18 protein-coding genes are annotated in these 15,325 nt (G+C 72.7%); 4 read left to right on the forward strand and 14 right to left on the reverse strand.

The features are described 5' to 3' along the window. Positions 1-122: 122 nt before the first annotated feature. From H5965_RS25045 to H5965_RS25055, 3 genes are all read right to left on the reverse strand, one after another. Positions 123-2,141: a DUF1707 domain-containing protein gene (locus H5965_RS25045; RefSeq protein ID WP_310972687.1), complete on the reverse strand. Its 2,019-nt coding sequence runs from the start codon at positions 2,139-2,141 to the stop codon at positions 123-125. Positions 2,142-2,171: 30 nt separating this feature from the next. Beyond that, entirely contained in the window at positions 2,172-2,846 is a 675-nt protein-coding gene (locus H5965_RS25050; protein ID WP_310972688.1) for a class I SAM-dependent methyltransferase, read from the reverse strand. Positions 2,847-3,017: 171 nt separating this feature from the next. Then, a complete protein-coding gene (locus tag H5965_RS25055) occupies positions 3,018-3,290 on the reverse strand; it encodes a hypothetical protein (RefSeq protein ID WP_310972689.1) in 273 nt (90 codons plus the stop codon). 84 nt (positions 3,291-3,374) lie between these two features. Here H5965_RS25055 and H5965_RS25060 point away from each other — a divergent pair, with 84 nt between their 5' ends. Beyond that, positions 3,375-4,151 carry an SGNH/GDSL hydrolase family protein gene (locus H5965_RS25060; protein WP_310972690.1) on the forward strand — a complete coding sequence of 259 codons (777 nt, stop codon included), beginning with the start codon at positions 3,375-3,377 and terminating at the stop codon, positions 4,149-4,151. On the opposite strand, the gene H5965_RS25065 is transcribed toward H5965_RS25060, so the two are convergent. From H5965_RS25065 to H5965_RS25095, 7 genes are all read right to left on the reverse strand, one after another. Continuing rightward, entirely contained in the window at positions 4,131-4,736 is a 606-nt protein-coding gene (locus H5965_RS25065; RefSeq protein ID WP_310972691.1) for a TetR/AcrR family transcriptional regulator, read from the reverse strand. The genes H5965_RS25060 and H5965_RS25065 overlap by 21 nt on opposite strands. Further along, positions 4,720-5,193, reverse strand: coding sequence for an SRPBCC domain-containing protein (locus tag H5965_RS25070; protein ID WP_310972692.1), 474 nt, complete (start codon positions 5,191-5,193; stop codon positions 4,720-4,722). Before H5965_RS25070 ends, H5965_RS25065 begins: the two co-directional genes overlap by 17 nt. Next, on the reverse strand, positions 5,190-5,510 hold the full coding sequence (locus H5965_RS25075) for a metalloregulator ArsR/SmtB family transcription factor (protein WP_310972693.1): 321 nt from the start codon (positions 5,508-5,510) through the stop codon (positions 5,190-5,192). Before H5965_RS25075 ends, H5965_RS25070 begins: the two co-directional genes overlap by 4 nt. Next, positions 5,510-5,896 (reverse strand): VOC family protein, encoded by a 387-nt coding sequence (locus H5965_RS25080; RefSeq protein ID WP_310972694.1) that lies wholly within the window; start codon positions 5,894-5,896, stop codon positions 5,510-5,512. The genes H5965_RS25075 and H5965_RS25080 overlap by 1 nt, the downstream gene beginning before the upstream one ends. Before the next feature lie 26 nt (positions 5,897-5,922). Next, a complete protein-coding gene (locus H5965_RS25085; RefSeq protein ID WP_310972695.1) occupies positions 5,923-7,446 on the reverse strand; it encodes an FAD-dependent monooxygenase in 1,524 nt (507 codons plus the stop codon). Positions 7,447-7,522: 76 nt separating this feature from the next. Further along, the gene (locus tag H5965_RS25090; protein WP_310972696.1) at positions 7,523-8,146 is read right to left on the reverse strand and encodes a TetR family transcriptional regulator; all 624 of its coding nucleotides are present in this window, start codon (positions 8,144-8,146) and stop codon (positions 7,523-7,525) included. Positions 8,147-8,186: 40 nt separating this feature from the next. Then, positions 8,187-9,131: a LysR family transcriptional regulator gene (locus H5965_RS25095; RefSeq protein WP_396136945.1), complete on the reverse strand. Its 945-nt coding sequence runs from the start codon at positions 9,129-9,131 to the stop codon at positions 8,187-8,189. Between the two features lie 113 nt (positions 9,132-9,244). On the opposite strand from H5965_RS25095, the gene H5965_RS25100 reads away from it, so the two are divergent. The 3 genes from H5965_RS25100 (at position 9,245) to H5965_RS25110 (ending at position 11,946) form a co-directional block, all read left to right on the forward strand. After that, positions 9,245-10,144, forward strand: a complete 900-nt coding sequence (locus H5965_RS25100) for an NAD(P)H-binding protein (RefSeq protein ID WP_310972698.1) — start codon at positions 9,245-9,247, stop codon at positions 10,142-10,144. Then, entirely contained in the window at positions 10,134-10,490 is a 357-nt protein-coding gene (locus H5965_RS25105; RefSeq protein WP_310972699.1) for a darcynin family protein, read from the forward strand. The genes H5965_RS25100 and H5965_RS25105 overlap by 11 nt, the downstream gene beginning before the upstream one ends. A gap of 118 nt (positions 10,491-10,608) precedes the next feature. Further along, positions 10,609-11,946, forward strand: coding sequence for an MFS transporter (locus tag H5965_RS25110; RefSeq protein WP_310972700.1), 1,338 nt, complete (start codon positions 10,609-10,611; stop codon positions 11,944-11,946). A 106-nt stretch (positions 11,947-12,052) separates the two neighbouring features. Here H5965_RS25110 and H5965_RS25115 read toward each other — a convergent pair whose 3' ends face one another. From H5965_RS25115 to H5965_RS25130, 4 genes are all read right to left on the reverse strand, one after another. After that, positions 12,053-13,393, reverse strand: coding sequence for an SPFH domain-containing protein (locus H5965_RS25115; protein ID WP_396136950.1), 1,341 nt, complete (start codon positions 13,391-13,393; stop codon positions 12,053-12,055). Between the two features lie 88 nt (positions 13,394-13,481). After that, the gene (locus H5965_RS25120; protein WP_310972702.1) at positions 13,482-13,970 is read right to left on the reverse strand and encodes an SPFH domain-containing protein; all 489 of its coding nucleotides are present in this window, start codon (positions 13,968-13,970) and stop codon (positions 13,482-13,484) included. Beyond that, positions 13,967-14,401, reverse strand: coding sequence for an NfeD family protein (locus H5965_RS25125; RefSeq protein ID WP_310972703.1), 435 nt, complete (start codon positions 14,399-14,401; stop codon positions 13,967-13,969). The genes H5965_RS25120 and H5965_RS25125 overlap by 4 nt, the downstream gene beginning before the upstream one ends. An 84-nt stretch (positions 14,402-14,485) precedes the next feature. Beyond that, positions 14,486-15,301, reverse strand: a complete 816-nt coding sequence (locus H5965_RS25130; RefSeq protein WP_310972704.1) for a DUF3097 domain-containing protein — start codon at positions 15,299-15,301, stop codon at positions 14,486-14,488. Positions 15,302-15,325: the final 24 nt, after the last annotated feature.

The raw sequence follows: 15,325 nt of genomic DNA on the forward strand, positions 1-15,325 counted from the left end.
GTCCGCATCGCCCAACGCCTCCTCGCGTTGACCGCCGCCATCTGGCACAACCGCGCCACCAGCCAACCCATCACCCGATCCCTGACCGCCTACGACCACTGACCGAGTTACGCATTACTCGTCTAGGTCAGCTCGTGGACGGTCGCGGCGGAGTCGGTGTCGCCGAGGCCGAGGAGCAAGGTCCGGTCCGGGAGCGCGACCGCGCCCAGCTGGTCGCCCCACAGCTCGAGCCGGTACGGCAGCTCGGAACCGTCCCGGAGGTCCCGCACCGTCGTGTTCCGCTCGAAGTCGCAGGCGACCGCGATCGGGGTGCCGTCCGGGAGCGACGTGCACACGACCGCTTCCGGAGCGTCGGTCAGGCCGGTGATGGCCTGGCGCAGGGCGCGGCGGCGCAGGTCCCAGATGCGGATCGTCTTGTCCCCGCTCACCGACACCGCGACCGCGGTGCCGTCGGGCAGCACCGTCGTGTCGATCGCCCGCACGGAGTGGGTGTGGCCGCGCAGCTCGAACCGGGTCTTCCCGGTCTTCAGGTCCAGCGCCTTGATCGGACCTTCCCAGCCGGTGGCCAGCACGACCGGCGTGCCGTCGGGGAGCACCACCGGGACCATCCCGTCGATGAGGATGTCGAAGGAGCTGCTGCCGACCTTCCCGAGCATCCTGTGATCCCGCAGGTCCCACCGCTGGATCGCCTCGGACGTGCTGTGCACGACCACGACCGGCGTGCCGTCGGCCAGCGACAGGCAGCGCACCCCCTCCGGTTGGTAGCCCAGTTTCAGCGGTGCCCGGCGTGGCGACCCGTCCCGGAGGTCCCACACGCGGGCGGTCCGGTCCGGGCTGACCGTCACCGCGACCGGGACGCCGTCCGGCAGGACCATGGCCGCGACGCCCACCACGTCGTGGGTGTGACCGGTGAGCGTGTGCCGCCACGAGCCGTCGGTCAGGTCCCACACCCTGGCCGTGTTGTCGCGGCCGCCGGTGATCGCCACCGGGGTGCCGCCGGGCAGGACCAGGGTGGTCATCGACCGGAGGTCGCCCTTGTGCCGTCCCAGCGTCCGCGTGCGCGCCGGTTCCTTCCTCCCCTTCGGCTGCCACTCGGCCGGATCGACGTCGACCCAGGTCGGTTCGGCCGGGAGCGGCGGGAACCGGAGGTCGAGGTGGGAAGCGCTTTCCGCTTCGATGGCCGCCGTCGTGGTGCGCTTGGCCCACACCACGAGCGCGACGAACACGATCGCCCACCCCGACGCCACCACGACGGCCGCGGCGGTCAGTCCCGTCTTCCCCAGCACGATCACGACGCCGACCATCAGGAACATGCCGACGGCCGCGACCACGGCGGCGGTCACCCCGGCCCGGACCGACGGCGGCTTCTGCCGGGGCACGCCGACCGGCGGCGCGGGCGGCACGGCGGCCGGCGGAGGCGGCGGCTGCGGCAGGTCCGCGAGCAGCCTCGCCAGCTCGTCGTGCAGCCGGGCCGCGTAGACCGCGCGCACCCGCTCGTCGAACTCCCGCAGGTCCAGCACCCCCGCGTCGACGGCTTCCTGCAGCTGCGCCACAGCGGCTTCCCGGTCCGCGTGGGAGGCCCGCGGCGAGCGCGCCAGGCCTGCTCCGGCGGGCAGGTCGGCCACCAGGGCGGCCAGCTGGGCGTCGGTGGTGGCGCGCCGGATCGCGGCCACGCGGTCGTGCTGCTCGGCCGGGTCCAGGAGCCCGGCCGCGACCGCCGCTTCGACGCGGGCGACGGCTTGGTCGCGTTCGGCGAGGCTGGCCTTGGCGTCCAGGTTGCCGACGACGGCGTCGACGTCGGTGTAGGTGACGGCTCGGTTCAGCAGCTGCTCGGCGTCGGCGTAGGCGCGCGCTTCGAGGCGGCCGTCGGTCAGGGCGCCGGCCAATTGGACCAGGGCCTGTTCGCGGTCCGCCGCGGAGATCCTCAACGCGGGACCGCGCCGGCCGGACCCATCGGGCAGATCGGCGACCGCCGGGGTCAGGTCCTCCCGCACGCGGGCCGCCACGACGACCGACAGCCGCCGTTCGTACTCGGCCAGGTCGAGCCGGCCGTCCCGCAACGCCGCAGCCAACGTGCGGGTGGCCGCCGCGCGGGCCTCGTCACCGATCCGGGTCTCCGCACGCCGTGCCCTGCCTGCCATCGCGGGAGCATAGCGATCCGGACATCCCGGTCAGCGGCTAGTTCCTTCGGCGTAAGGCTTTCTCGCCCGCCACGCGAAGACCGTCGGCGTCGGCGCGCCGCCTTCGGCGAACCGCTCGAACACCAATCCCGCCTCCAGGACCGCGCCCAGCAGCGCGGGCAGCGGCCGGTGGGTGGCGCCGACCTTGTCCCGCAGGCCCTGGTCGCTCCACGACTCCATGGTCCAGCCGGACTCCCGGTAGCCGGGCCGGATGACGACCGCGCGCGCGTCGGTGCGGTCGGCGAACCCGCCACAGAAGCACGGGTGCACGCCGACGTGCACGAACACCCCGCCCGGGGCCAGGACCCGGGCCGCTTCACGCAGCACCGCGGGATAGCCGGGCATGTCGGTGTGGACCATGATCGCCACGACGGCGGGCAGCGCACCGGTCGCGATCGGCAGCGCCGTGGCATCGCCTCGCACGACCGGCAACCGCGCCCCGGCGTGCCGCAGCATCCCCGCGGAGACGTCGACGCCGAGCGGTGTGCGGCCCAGCTGCCGGATCCGCCCGGCGTGGGCGCCGGTGCCGCAGCCCAGCTCGAGGCACGCTCCCGCGCCCGGTCCGAGGAGGTCCCGCAGCACCGGCCCGAACTCCAGCGGATCCTCCCGCCAGCCGGGGACGAGCGTGGTTTCGTACCAGTCGGCGATGGCGTCGTAGGAGGTCACCTCTCCGTCGTACCGACCGGGCACCGGGTGGTCCACGGATTTCGCGCAGAGCGGTCTACAGCAGCCGCGCCGCCGCCTCCTCGCGGTGCTGCCGCCGGTACATCGCCAGCGCCCGCGACCAGGTGGCCCGCGCCGCGTTCGAAGTACTCGCCGCCGCAGGCAAGTACGCGGTTACGGCCTGGTGCTCGCGGTGTGGTCGGCGATGAAACCGAGGCTGTCCAACACGTCCGGCTCCAGCGTCGGGTGGCCGAGCCGGCGGATCAGCCGCAGCGAAGCGGCGCAGTGCTCCGGCGCGGCGGCGGGCGCGTCCTGCTGGCCGTGGGCCTGCGCGAGGATGACGTGGGTGCGGGCCTGCGCGGCCAGGTCACCGGACTGCTCGGCCAGGCGCAACGCTTCGGTCAGGTGGGTGCCGGCCGCAGGGTGGTCGCCGGCGCTGCCCGACATCAGCGTCTGCGCCTGAGCCGGCCGTGGTGCGTGCCGTCGCGGGCGGCACGCACCACCCGGTCCCGCTCTGCCTACACTGGACACATGAGCAAGCGCTTAGTGACTCTGGGGGACTCGTTCACCGAAGGCGTCGGCGACGACGATCCCGCCGCCCCGAACGGCGTGCGCGGCTGGGCCGACCGCGTCGCCGAACAGCTCGCCGTGCGGGAACCGGACTTCCGGTACGCCAACCTCGCCATCCGGGGGAAGCTGATGCCGCAGATCCTCGGCGAGCAGCTCGAGCCCGCGCTCGCCATGGCACCCGACCTCGTCACCCTCTACGGCGGGGGCAACGATCTGATGCGGCCCAAGGTCGACATCGACGCGCTGATGGTCGGCTACGAAGCCGCCGCCGCGAAGATCCGGGCGACCGGGGCCCGGCTCGTCCTGTTCACCGGGGTCGACGGCGTCGAGGACCCGCTCTTCCGCACGATCCGCGGGCGGGTGGCCATCTACAACGAACTCGTGCGCGGCATCGCGGCCCGCCACGACGCGCTGCTGGTGGACCTGTGGTCGATGCGGCAGCTGTGCGACCGCCGGTTCTGGGCGCCGGACCGCCTGCACCTCAACGCGCTCGGGCACACCGAGGTCGCCATCGAGGTGCTGCGGGTCCTCGGCGTGGAACATCCGCTGGTCAACTCCGAACCGGCGCCGCGCGTGGTGCTGAGCCCGGCGGCGCGCCGGAGCCAGAACCTGCAGTGGGCGCGGGAACACGCGCTTCCGTGGGTGCGGCGGCGGGTGAAGGGCGAATCCTCCGGGGACACACTCACCGCGAAGCGCCCGACGCTGGCGCCGGTCGGCTCAGCGCCGGTCCCCCGCTGACCGGCGGAGGCCGTCGAAGAGGATGTCCACGGCCCGATCGCGCAGGGGCGCGTCCGGGCCGGCGTACTCGGCGGCCCGGGCCACGCCGATGATCACCGGGATCAGCTCGCCGACGACGAGGTCGGTCCGGACCGCGCCCGCCGCTTGCGCCCGCGAGAGCAGCACGCCCAATGCCGACAGCAGGCGCGCGCCGATGTCGGACTTCGCCACCGGCACCGTGACCCCGGCCGCGGTCAGTGCTTCGAAGTAGGCGTTCTTCGCGCTCGACATCTCGACCCAGCTGCCCAGGAACGTGAAGAACGCGCCGCCCGGGTCGGCGGACTCCGCGGCCACGGCCGTCTCGGCCTCGTCGACGAACCGGCTCAGCCGCGCGAAGAGCACCGCTTCGAGCAGCGCCTCCTTCGTCGGGAAGTGCCGGAAGACCGTGCCGATGCCGACACCGGCGACGCGGGCGACCTCTTCGGTGGGCGCCCCGGTGCCCTTGGCGGCGAACACGCTCTCGGCCGCCTCCAGCACGCGCGCCCGGTTGCGCCGGGCGTCGGCGCGCAGGGGTTTCGGCTCGGCGGGCTCAGCGGCGGGGGTCACCTTCCGATCCTAACGGCGCCGGATCGGGCAGTGAGTCCAGCAGCCGGGCCAGGGCCCGGGGCACGTGGGAGCGCCAGCCGCCACCCATGATCCGGCGCGAGACGCGCTGGAACTCGTCGTCCGGGTCGAACCCTTCGTGGCTGAGGAACAGCCGGGTGCCGGTGCCCTCCGGCTCCAGCCGCCAGGTCACCGTCCACTGCGGACCCCAGCGGATGCTGAGCTTGCGCTCGGGCTCGACCTCCAGGACCTCGCACGCGACCGGGCCGCCGGCGAACCCGGCCGCGGGCACCGGCTCGGCCAGCAGCTCGAACCGGTGCCCCACCACGGGTTTGATGTCGTTGGGCATGTTGAGCCAGCGTTCGAGGAGGGCCGGCTCGGTCAGTGCGCGCCACACCTTGCGGGCCGGGTGCGCGAGGAACTGGTCGACGTGGATCGCGGCCGGGTCGTCGTCGGTCACAGGTCTTCCTCTTCGTCCAGCAGGTCGCGCAGGGTGGCGAGCTTGGTGCGCCAGAAGCGCTCGTACGGGGTGAGCCAGTCCGCGACTTCCTCGAGCGGGGCCGCGTCGAGGCGGTAGACGCGGTTGCGGCCCTGGCGTTGTTCGGTGACCAGGCCCGCCTCGCGCAGCACCCGCAGGTGCTCCGACAGGCTGGGCCGGGCCATCTCGAACCGTTCGGCGATGGCACCGGCGGGCATCGGGCCGTCGAGCAGCAGCCGCAGCACTTCGCGCCGCGCCGGGCTGGCGAGGGCGGCGAAGACGTCGTCGTTGACCGGCATCAGCGCGGGACGGCGCCGAAGTCCGACGGTTCCAGGAGACCGATCGTGTGCCCGTCGACGTCCCGGAACGACGCCGCCCGGCCCCACGGCCGCTCGTCCGGGTCGGCGACGTCGACCCCGGCCGCCCGCAATGCGGCGACATCGGCGTCGACGTCGGTGGTCTGCAGCTGGAAGTGCCGCGGACCCGGCTCGACCCCGGTGACCTGCTGGTCGGTCAGCACCACGCCGGTCTTGGCCCCCTTGGGCGCGACCAGCACGAACCGGCCGCCTTCGGGCGTGCGGCGGTCGACGAGGGCTTCGAAGCCGAGCTTGCCGACGTAGAAGTCCCGCGCGCGGGCGTGGTCGGCGACCGGCAGGGTCAGGAACTGCACGTGGGTGATCGTCATGCCGGCGACAATACGTAGGAGATATCCTACGCGTCAAGCGGGTGGCCGAACCACCGTTCCAGGGCCGTGCGCAGCGCCTTGCGTTCGGTGTCGTCCGGCTCCGCCGCGCTGCTCGCCCAGGCGACGTACCCGTCGGGCCGGACGAGCAGCGCGGTCGCGTCGCCCTCCGCGTGGCCGGGCACGAGGTCCACGCGGTCGGTCCAGCCACGCAGCTCGTCGCCGAGCGAGCCGGTGAAGTCGAGCAGCAGCGGCCGGGCCGTCGTGGTCAGCTCGGCCAGCCGGGTGCCGTCGGCGAGGACGAGATCGGGGGCCCAGCGGCCGTCGAGCGGGTGGTCGGTACCCGGCTCGTACCGGACGTCGGCGCCGGACATCAGGTCGGCGATGTGCTGCACGGTGCCCGGCAGCCGCAGGAGTTCGCCGAACAGCGCGCGCAGCGCGGTGACGTCGCGGCCCGGGCTGATCAGCGCCGACTGGGCCTGGGTGTGCATGACGACGCGCTCGGCGACCGGGCGGCGTTCGCTCTCGTAGGTGTCGAGCAGGTCCGCCGGCGCCCGGCCGCGCACGGTGGCGGCGAGCTTCCAGCCGAGGCCGACGGCGTCCTGCAGGCCGAGGTTGAGGCCGGGGCCGCCGATCGCGGAGTGGACGTGCGCGGCGTCGCCGACCAGCAGGACGCGCCCTTCGCGGAACTTCTCGGCCAGCCGCGTGTTGCGCCCGCGCAGCCGCCGCAGCAGGTGCGGGCCGTCGCCCTCGGGCGCGCCGAGCGGCAGCTCGAACCCGAGGACGCGCCGGACGCTCGCGCGCAGCTCGTCGAGGGAGATCGGCGGCTCGTCGCCGGACTCCGGTTCGTCGGTCCATTCCATGGTGCTGATCAGCGGGCCGGCCGGGAACGGCGCGTACACGAACAGGCCGGTTTCGGTGCGGTAGTGGAAGAACGGCGGGATGACGCCGTGGCCCGGCACCCGCAGGCCACCCGATTCCGCGTCGGCGAACTCCGTGGGCACCGTGGCGTTCGCGGTGAAGGACAACGTGCGGTCTTCGGTGATGCCGGGAAAGCCGATGCCGGTGAGCTTGCGGGTGACGCTGCGGCCGCCGTCCGCGCCGACGACATACCGGGCGCCGATGCGGTACGGCCCTTCGGGACCGGTGACGTCGAGGGTGACCGCGTCGGCGCCCTGGGTGAGGCCGGTGAGCTCGTGGCCGCGCCGGACCTCGACGCCGAGTTCGGCGGCGCGTGCGTTGAGCATCGCCTCGACCTGCCGCTGTGGCACGCCGAGGATGGTGAAGGAATTGCGTTCGGCGAGGGTGAGGTCGAGGCGCAGCCCGCCGAAGACGAACGCCGGCGCGGGCGGCGCGATCGGGCCGGCGAGCCGCTCGTGCAGGCCGCGGCGGTCGAGGAGGCGGACGACCTGGCCGACGAGGCCGTTGGCGCGGTTCTCGGTGCTCGGTTCGGGCAGCCGTTCCAGCACCAGCGGCCGGACGCCGGCGAGGGCGAGTTCGCAGGCCAGCATGAGGCCGTTGGGGCCGGCTCCGGCGATGATGACGTCTTCCATGGTTCGCTCCCCTTTGGTGGGCATGGCGAAGCGGCCCGGCGTGCGGGCGCTTCTTCGGGTCTTCGGATGAGGTGGCTCAGCGGGGTTCGGGCAGGCCGGCGGCGAGCCGGCCGAAGACGTCCCGCAGGACGTCTTCCAGGGCCGGTCGCGGATCGGCGACCAGCCACTGCTGGGTGACGACGTTGAGCGCGGCACCGACGACCCCCGCGACGAGCCGCGGGTAGACGTCCCGGGTGACGTCGGTGCCGGTGCGTTCGGCGACGGCGAGCGCGAACTCGGCTTCGGCGGCCGCACCGGCTTTCTGGAACTCCCCCTGCAGGGCGGGTTCGGCGACCATCAGCCGCAGCCCTTCGACCCAGCTCCGGTCGGCGGGTTTTCCGTCGGGCACCGGTTCGCCGAGCGCGAACCCGTCGAGCGCGGCGCCGGTGAGGGCGTCCCAGATCGGTTCCCCGGCCGGCCGGGCCCGCAGCGCGGCGGCGATGGCGCGCGCCCGGTCGTGGTGCCGGGCGACGATGGCTTCGCCTTTGCTGCCGAAGTAGTTGCTGAAGGTCCGGGTGGACACCCCGGCTTCGGCGGCGATGTCTTCGATCCGGACGTTGTCGAAGCCGCGTTCGACGGTCAGCCGGATCGCCGCCCAGCTCAGCGCGATGCGCGTTTCCCGCTTCTTGCGCTCCCGAAGGCCGGCGCGGTCGGTGTCCATGAGCCCACCGTACCGAAACTTGCAGAATCTGCAAAGTTGCCTAATCGGCAAGCTTCCGGCCGGGTTGGAGGAGCCGGCGCACGGCGTCGCGCAGCCACCGGTGGCCGCTGTCGGCGGCGTGGCGCGGATGCCAGGCCATGCCGATCTTCAAGGGCGGCAGCGGCAGCGGGATCTCCAGCAGGCGCAAGCCCAGTGCGTGGGCCGTGTCGCCGAGTGGTGAGGGTGGTTCGCCCGGCACGGCGGCCGGGACCAGGCAGACGACATCGCCGGCAGCGGCCAGGGCCATCGCCGCCAGGTGCCCGGGCAGGACGGCGCCGACCCGGCGGGTGAGCCCGTGTTCGGCCAGGGCCGCGTCCAGCGGCCCGGTGAAGCGGCCTCGGCGGCTGACCGCCACGTGCTCCGCCGCCGCCAGCCGGGCCGGCGTCAGGACGCCTTCGGTGAGCGGGTGCCCGGCGCGGACGCCGGCCGCCATCCGCAGCGTCACCAGGTCTTCGACCCGGGCCTCCGGGTCGGCGTGGCCGATGTTCCCGATCTCCAGGTCGATCCGGCCCTCGCGCAGGGCGGGGCCCGCCTCGAACTCCTCGGCCAGCACCCGCAGGGAGACGCCCGGCGCCTGGCGGCGGGCCAGGCCGAGCAGGCCGGGCGCCACCGCCGCGCCGACGACGTCGGCGGCCTGGACGGTGAACGTGCGCCGCAGCGTGGCGGGGTCGATCCCGCCGCCCGGGGTGAGCAGGGCCGCCAGCCGCCGGACCACCGCGGCGGCTTCGTCACGCAGCTCCTCGGCGCGGGGCGTGGGCACCATCGCCTGCCCGGCCCGCACCAGCAGCGGATCCTGCAGCACCCGGCGCAGCCGGGCCAGGGTGCGGCTCATCGCCGCGGGCGAAGTGCGCAGCCGCTCGGCGGCCCGGGTGACGCTCTGCTCGGCCAGCAGGGCATCGAGGGCGACGGCGAGGTTGGCGTCGAGGTTCGGTAGCGGGTCGCTCACCAGCATTGTTCCGTTTCGGGCAAGGATTGGTTGCTGATGTTCCCATTGTGGCAATGCGGCCGGAATCCGCACGATCGAGGGGTCAATCCGATCCGACACAACCGCGAGGTTCCATGATCGTCATCACCGCTCCCACCGGCCAGATCGGCGGGCGCCTGCTGTCTTCGCTGCTCGAAGCCGGCGAGGAGCTCCGGGTCGTGGTCCGTGATCCGGCCCGGCTCCCGGAGTCCGTGCGGCAACGCGTCGACGTGGTCACCGGCTCCCACGGCGACGCCGCGACCGCCGAGCGCGCCTTCGCCGGGGCCGACGCCGTGTTCTGGCTGGTGCCACCGGACGGCTCGGTCCCGCCCGAGCAGGGCTACCGCGGCTTCACCCGCCCGGCCGCGCGGGCGTTCGCCGAACACGGTGTCGGTCACGTCGTCGGCGTCTCGGCGCTCGGCCGCGGCACCCCGCAGGCCGCCCGGGCCGGGCTGGTCACCGCGACCCTGGCCGTGGACGACCTGATCGCCGCCTCCGGCGTCGCCTACCGCGCGCTGGCCTGCCCGTCGTTCTTCGAGAACCTCCTGGAGGAGGCCGGCTCGATCCGGGACCACGGCGTCTTCACCGACACCGTCGCCGCGGACCGCCCGGCCCCGCTGGTGGCCGTCGCCGACATCGCCGCGGCGGCGGCCGGGCTGCTGCTGGACCGCTCGTGGACCGGCGTCGGCAGCGTCCCGGTGCTCGGCCCGCGGGACCTGTCGCCGGACGACCTGGCCCGCATCATGACCGAGGAACTGGGCCGCCCGGTCCGCTACCACCGCGAGTCACTCGAGGAGTTGCGGGCCACGATGCTCGGCTACGGCCTCGATGCCGCGTTCGTCGAGGCCATGGTCGCCATGAAACGCGCCAAGGACGAAGGCCTCGACGCCGGAGTCACCCGCTCGACGCCGTCGGGCACCGAATTCGCGCACTGGTGCGCCACGACCCTCAAGCCCGCCGTTCTCGCCGCCCCGGAGGCCGCCGATGCCCGCTGAGCCAACCGTCACCGCGTTCATGCTGGTCAAGACCACGCCCGAGTGGTTGGCTTTGCCCGTCGACGAACGCATCCACGCCTTCAAGACCCAGATCGTTCCGGTGATCGAAGCACGGACCCACGGCGTCCGGTCCCGCTTCTACGACACGGAGTTCTACTCCGCGCGGGTCACCGACGTCTGGGTCTGGGAGGCCGACGACCACGACACCTACCGGCTGCTGATCGACGCGCTGCGGGAAACCCCGTTCTGGGACCGCTGGTTCGAGGTCGTGGACTTGCTGGTGGGCCTCGAGAACGGCTACGCGCGCACCTACGGCGTGGAGCCGGTGGCCACCATCGCCACCTGAGTCCCGCGGCACCTCCGGTGCCCGGTCACCGACTGGACGAGAAACCGGTCATCGATCGCCGAAATCGTCGTCGGGCGTCACACTGTTGTGTGACATCGGTCACCGGAGGTGTTGCGAGATGGTTCTGGGCGACAACGGCGTCACTCACAAGGTGCCGGCGGACAGCAGAGTGCAGGTACGGCGGGCGGCGCTGGCGAGCGCGGTCGGCACGACCATCGAGTGGTACGACTTCTTCCTCTACAACACCGCGGCGGCCTTGGTCTTCCCGCACTTGTTCTTCCCCGCTTCGAGCGCCTACGCCGGCGCCATGCAGTCGTTCGCCACCTACGCGGTCGGGTTCGCCGCCCGGCCGGTCGGGGCCGCGATCTTCGGGCACTGGGGCGACCGGATCGGGCGGAAGGCGACGCTGATCGTCACGCTGCTGCTGATGGGCATCTCCTCCGGCGTCGTCGGGATCCTGCCCGGCACGTCGGCGATCGGCTTCGCCGCGCCGCTGATCCTGGTGCTGCTGCGGCTGGTGCAGGGCATCGCCATCGGCGGTGAGTGGAGCGGCTCGGTGCTGCTCGCGATGGAGTGGGGCAACCAGCGCAAACGCGGGCTGCTGGGCAGTTTCGCGCAGATCGGCGTGCCGGTCGGGCTGGTGCTGGGCACCGGCGGCATGACGCTGCTGTCGGCGACGCTGTCCCCCGCCGCCTTCGACTCCTGGGGCTGGCGGATCCCGTTCCTGCTCAGCCTGGTGCTCGTCGCGGTCGGGCTGGTGATCCGGCTGAAGATCCTCGAGACGCCGATGTTCGCCAAGCTCGTCGAGAACCGGCAGACCGCGCGCACGCCGGTGCTCGACGCGATCCGGCACCACTGGCGGGAGATCCTGCTCTCGGCCGGCGTCCGGTTCAGCGAGCAGATGCCGTTCTACCTGTTCACCAGCTACGTGCTGATCTACGTCGTGTCGCGGCACGACTTCAGCAAGACGTTCGTGCTCAACGCGGTCCTCGTCGGGGCGGCGTGCGAGCTGGCGCTGATCCCGCTGTTCTCGGCGTTGTCGGACACCTTCGGCCGCAAGCGGGTCTACCTGTGCGGGGCGGTCCTGACCGGACTGATCGCCTTCCCGTACTTCACGATCCTGGCGCACGGCAGCCACGCGCTGGTGTTCGTCGCGGTCGTCCTGTCGTTCATCCCGCACGCGCTGCAGTACGGCCCGCAGGCGGCGTTGATCGGCGAGAGTTTCCCGACGCACCTGCGCTACGGCGGCGCGGGGCTGGGGTACCAGCTGGCGTCGGTGTTCGCGGGCGGACCGGCGCCGCTGCTGGCGACGTGGCTGCTGCACACGACCGGGACGCCGTACGCGATCTCCGGCTACATCATCCTGTCGGCGGCGGTCACGGTGCTGTGCGTGATCTTCCTGAAGGACCGTTCCAAGGCGGACATCGACGACGTCACCGTCTACCAGCGGACCTGACCGGACGACACGCGTACCCGGACGGACGACACGCGTACGTGGACGGACGACACACGCGTTGAGGGCCTCCCACCGGGTGTGGTGGGAGGCCCTCAACGGTGGTGGGTCAGCGGCGGGGGCCGCCGAAGGGGGGCTGCTGCGGGAACGGGCCCGAGCCCGGGTTCTGCTGCTGCGGGCCGCCGAACTGGCCCGGCGGCGGGGCCTGCGGCGGCTGGCCCTGGTACTGGCCGCCCGGCGGCGGGCCGGCCGGGGACTGCGGCTGCGGCAGGGCCGGCTGGCCGCTCTTCGGCGTCGACGGCTGCTGCGGCGGGGGCACGGCCTCGGTGCCGCGGTCTTCGTCGGCTTCCGGTTCGGCCTGCTGCTGGGCCGGGCGCGGGATCGACGGCCGCGCGGGCGGCGAGGAGGGCGCCCCGATCGCCGGGACCTCCTTGCGGGCCACCGCTTCCGCGGCCGCGACGGCCTCGGCGACCTTCGGGTCGCTCTTGGTCTCGAACCAGCTGGAGACCTCGTCGTCCTCGAGGTCGGGCTTGTCCGGGACGTCGTCCTCCTTCGGCGGCTCGTACCGGAACACGCCGTCGTCGCCCGGGGCACCGAGCGCGCGGGCGAAGCCTTCGAGGGCCTTGCCGTAGTCGCTGGGGATCATCCAGACCTTGTTCGCGTCGCCCTGCGCCATCTGCGGCAGCGTCTGCAGGTACTGGTAGGCCAGCACCTCCGGGGTCGGGCGGCCGGCCTTGATCGCGGCGAACACCTTCTCGATCGCCTTCGCCTGACCCTGCGCCTGCAGGTAGCGCGCGGCCCGCTCACCCTGGGCCCGCAGGATGCGGGACTGCCGCTCGGCCTCGGCGGCGAGGATGGTGGCCTGGCGGGCACCTTCGGCGGCGAGGATCTGGCTCTGCTTCTGGCCTTCCGCGGTCTTGATCGCCGATTCGCGCTGACCTTCGGCGGTGAGGATCATGGCGCGCTTCTCACGGTCGGCGCGCATCTGCTTCTCCATCGAGTCCTGGATGGAGGGCGGCGGGTCGATCGCCTTCAGCTCGACGCGGGCGACGCGGATGCCCCAGCGGCCGGTGGCCTCGTCGAGCACGCCGCGCAGCTGGCTGTTGATCGAGTCGCGGGAGGTCAGGGTCTGCTCGAGGCTCATGCCACCGACCACATTGCGCAGCGTGGTGGTGGTCAGCTGCTCGACACCGACGATGTAGTTGGAGATCTCGTACACCGCGGCACGCGAGTCGGTGACCTGGAAGTACACGACCGTGTCGATCGACACCGTCAGGTTGTCCTCGGTGATCACCGGCTGCGGAGGGAACGAGACGACCTGCTCGCGCAGGTCGATCCGGGCGCGCACCTTGTCCAGGAACGGCACGAGGATGTTGAGGCCGGGCGAGGCGACCGTGCGGAACCGGCCGAGCCGCTCGATCACGGCCGACTGTGCCTGCGGCACCACCATGACCGCCTTGGCGATCGTGATGATCACCAGCAAGGCCAAGGCTATGACCAGGCCGATCACAAATCCGGTCAAGAGAATTTCCCCTTACCTAGTACCATTCTTGCGCGGTTGACGGCGTTTCGGGTGCGGCGGGCGGGCTGACCTCGAGGTGCAGTTCCCGGGTGGTGACGCCCCAGCGGCCGGTGGTGTCGTGCAGGACCGTCCACACTGTACGGTGCAGGTCCCCGGGTGCGGCGACGGCGCGCTCGGCGGTGGTCAGGCCGGCTTCCTGCCGCAGCGCGGTGCGGGTCAGCTGCTCGATCGCCAGGGCCGGGGCGGCGATTTCGTAGGTGGCCAGGCGCGGATCGGTCACCGCGAAGACGACCTCGAAGCCGATGAGGACCTCCCGTCCGTCGCCGGCTTCGACCGGGCGGGGCGGGGCCGAAAGAATCTGGTCACCCAGGTCGAACCGGGCGCGGACCCGGTCGGCGAACGGGAGCACGACGTGGCGGCCGGGGCCGAGTACGGCGCGGAACTGCCCGCCGCGTTCGAGCACCGCGGCGTGGCCTTCGCCGACGACGACGAGTCCGAGGCTCACGGCTCGGCCGACACGACGGCGGTGGCACCCGAGATCTCGACCACCGTGACCTGGGTTCCGGGCGCGATGGGCGGGAGGTGCTCGCCGAGGCTGCGGGCCGACCAGACGTCGCCGCCCAGCTTCACCTGCCCGGCTTCGGCGTCCACTGTGGACACGACGACGGCTCGGGCGCCGATCAGCGCGTCGATGCCGGTGTGGTGGGTCGGCCCGGAGAGGAAACGCCGCTTGAGCGCGGGCCGGACGAGCAGGAGCATGCCGACGGAGGCGACGGCGAACACGGCGACGTCGATGACCAGGTTCCCGGTGAGGACCTCGGCACCGGCGCCGAACAGCGCGGCGACGCCCAGCATGATCAGCACGAAGTCGCCGGAGACGACCTCGGCGATCACCAGGGCGATCCCGACGATCAACCAGACCAGTGCCCAAGTCATGGCTTCATGCTCTCAGATCGCGCCGGTTCGCACCGGCGCGGTGACGGGACGTGACCTTCGCGTAACCTTGGACAATTCGGACATTCAGCCCTCTTCCCCCGGTTCGGTGACGAAGTCGATGAGCCGTTCCACGGCCCCGATGAGCGGGGTCTCGAGGTCGCGGAAACTGCTCACTCCGCTCAGGACACGCTGCCAGCCTTCGAAAGGTTGCCCCCAGCCGAGCGCGTCGCAGATCCCCTGCTTCCACTCGGTCCCGCGCGGGATCTTCGGCCAGGCCTTGATCCCCACCGCCTCGGGCCGCACGGCCTCCCAGACGTCGATGTAGGGGTGACCGGTGACCAGCACGTTCTCGTCGCGGACGGCTTCGACGAGCCGGGATTCCTTGCTGCCGGGCACGAGGTGGTCGACCAGGACGCCGAGGCGGCGGCCGGGGCCGGTGCCGAACTCGGCGATCCGGTCGGCGAGTACGTCCACGCCGTCGAGCGGCTCGACGACGACACCCTCGACACGCAGGTCGTGGCCCCAGACGCGTTCGACGAGCTCGGCGTCGTGCTTGCCCTCGACCCAGATCCGCGAGTCGCGGGCGACCCGGGCCTTCAGTCCCTCGACGCGGACCGAACCGGAGGCCGAGACCTGCCGGGCCGGGGCCTTCGCGGGCACCCGGTACGGCACCAGCGTGACCGGCTTGCCTTCCAGGAGGAACCCGGCGGGCGCGAGGGGGAAGACGCGGTGACGGCCTTTGGCGTCCTCGAGCACGACGTTGCCGTACTCGATCTTCACCACCGCGCCGCAGTAGCCGCTGGCCGGGTCCTCGACGACCAGGCCGGGTTCGGCGGGGACCTCCGGCACCTTCTTGCGGCGCGGGCCGGCGAGCACGTCGTCATAGCGTTGGGAGCGCACGACCAGGCAACCTAGTGGCCGCGG

The sequence above is a fragment of the Amycolatopsis sp. 505 genome (assembly GCF_031625235.1).
GTDB lineage: Bacteria > Actinomycetota > Actinomycetes > Mycobacteriales > Pseudonocardiaceae > Amycolatopsis.

Excerpts from the sequence above, each read along its gene's own strand:
- H5965_RS25055 (WP_310972689.1), bottom strand. The coding sequence starts at position 3,290 with ATGTCGGGCAGCGCCGGCGACCACCCTGCGGCCGGCACCCACCTGACC.
- H5965_RS25075 (WP_310972693.1), bottom strand. The coding sequence starts at position 5,510 with ATGCCGGTCAACGACGACGTCTTCGCCGCCCTCGCCAGCCCGGCGCGG.
- H5965_RS25125 (WP_310972703.1), bottom strand. The coding sequence starts at position 14,401 with ATGACTTGGGCACTGGTCTGGTTGATCGTCGGGATCGCCCTGGTGATC.
- H5965_RS25090 (WP_310972696.1), bottom strand. The coding sequence starts at position 8,146 with ATGGACACCGACCGCGCCGGCCTTCGGGAGCGCAAGAAGCGGGAAACG.
- H5965_RS25085 (WP_310972695.1), bottom strand. The coding sequence starts at position 7,446 with ATGGAAGACGTCATCATCGCCGGAGCCGGCCCCAACGGCCTCATGCTG.
- H5965_RS25100 (WP_310972698.1), top strand. The coding sequence starts at position 9,245 with ATGATCGTCATCACCGCTCCCACCGGCCAGATCGGCGGGCGCCTGCTG.
- H5965_RS25060 (WP_310972690.1), top strand. The coding sequence starts at position 3,375 with ATGAGCAAGCGCTTAGTGACTCTGGGGGACTCGTTCACCGAAGGCGTC.
- H5965_RS25110 (WP_310972700.1), top strand. The coding sequence starts at position 10,609 with ATGGTTCTGGGCGACAACGGCGTCACTCACAAGGTGCCGGCGGACAGC.
- H5965_RS25105 (WP_310972699.1), top strand. The coding sequence starts at position 10,134 with ATGCCCGCTGAGCCAACCGTCACCGCGTTCATGCTGGTCAAGACCACG.
- H5965_RS25080 (WP_310972694.1), bottom strand. The coding sequence starts at position 5,896 with ATGACGATCACCCACGTGCAGTTCCTGACCCTGCCGGTCGCCGACCAC.
- H5965_RS25045 (WP_310972687.1), bottom strand. The coding sequence starts at position 2,141 with ATGGCAGGCAGGGCACGGCGTGCGGAGACCCGGATCGGTGACGAGGCC.
- H5965_RS25115 (WP_396136950.1), bottom strand. The coding sequence starts at position 13,393 with ATGGTGGTGCCGCAGGCACAGTCGGCCGTGATCGAGCGGCTCGGCCGG.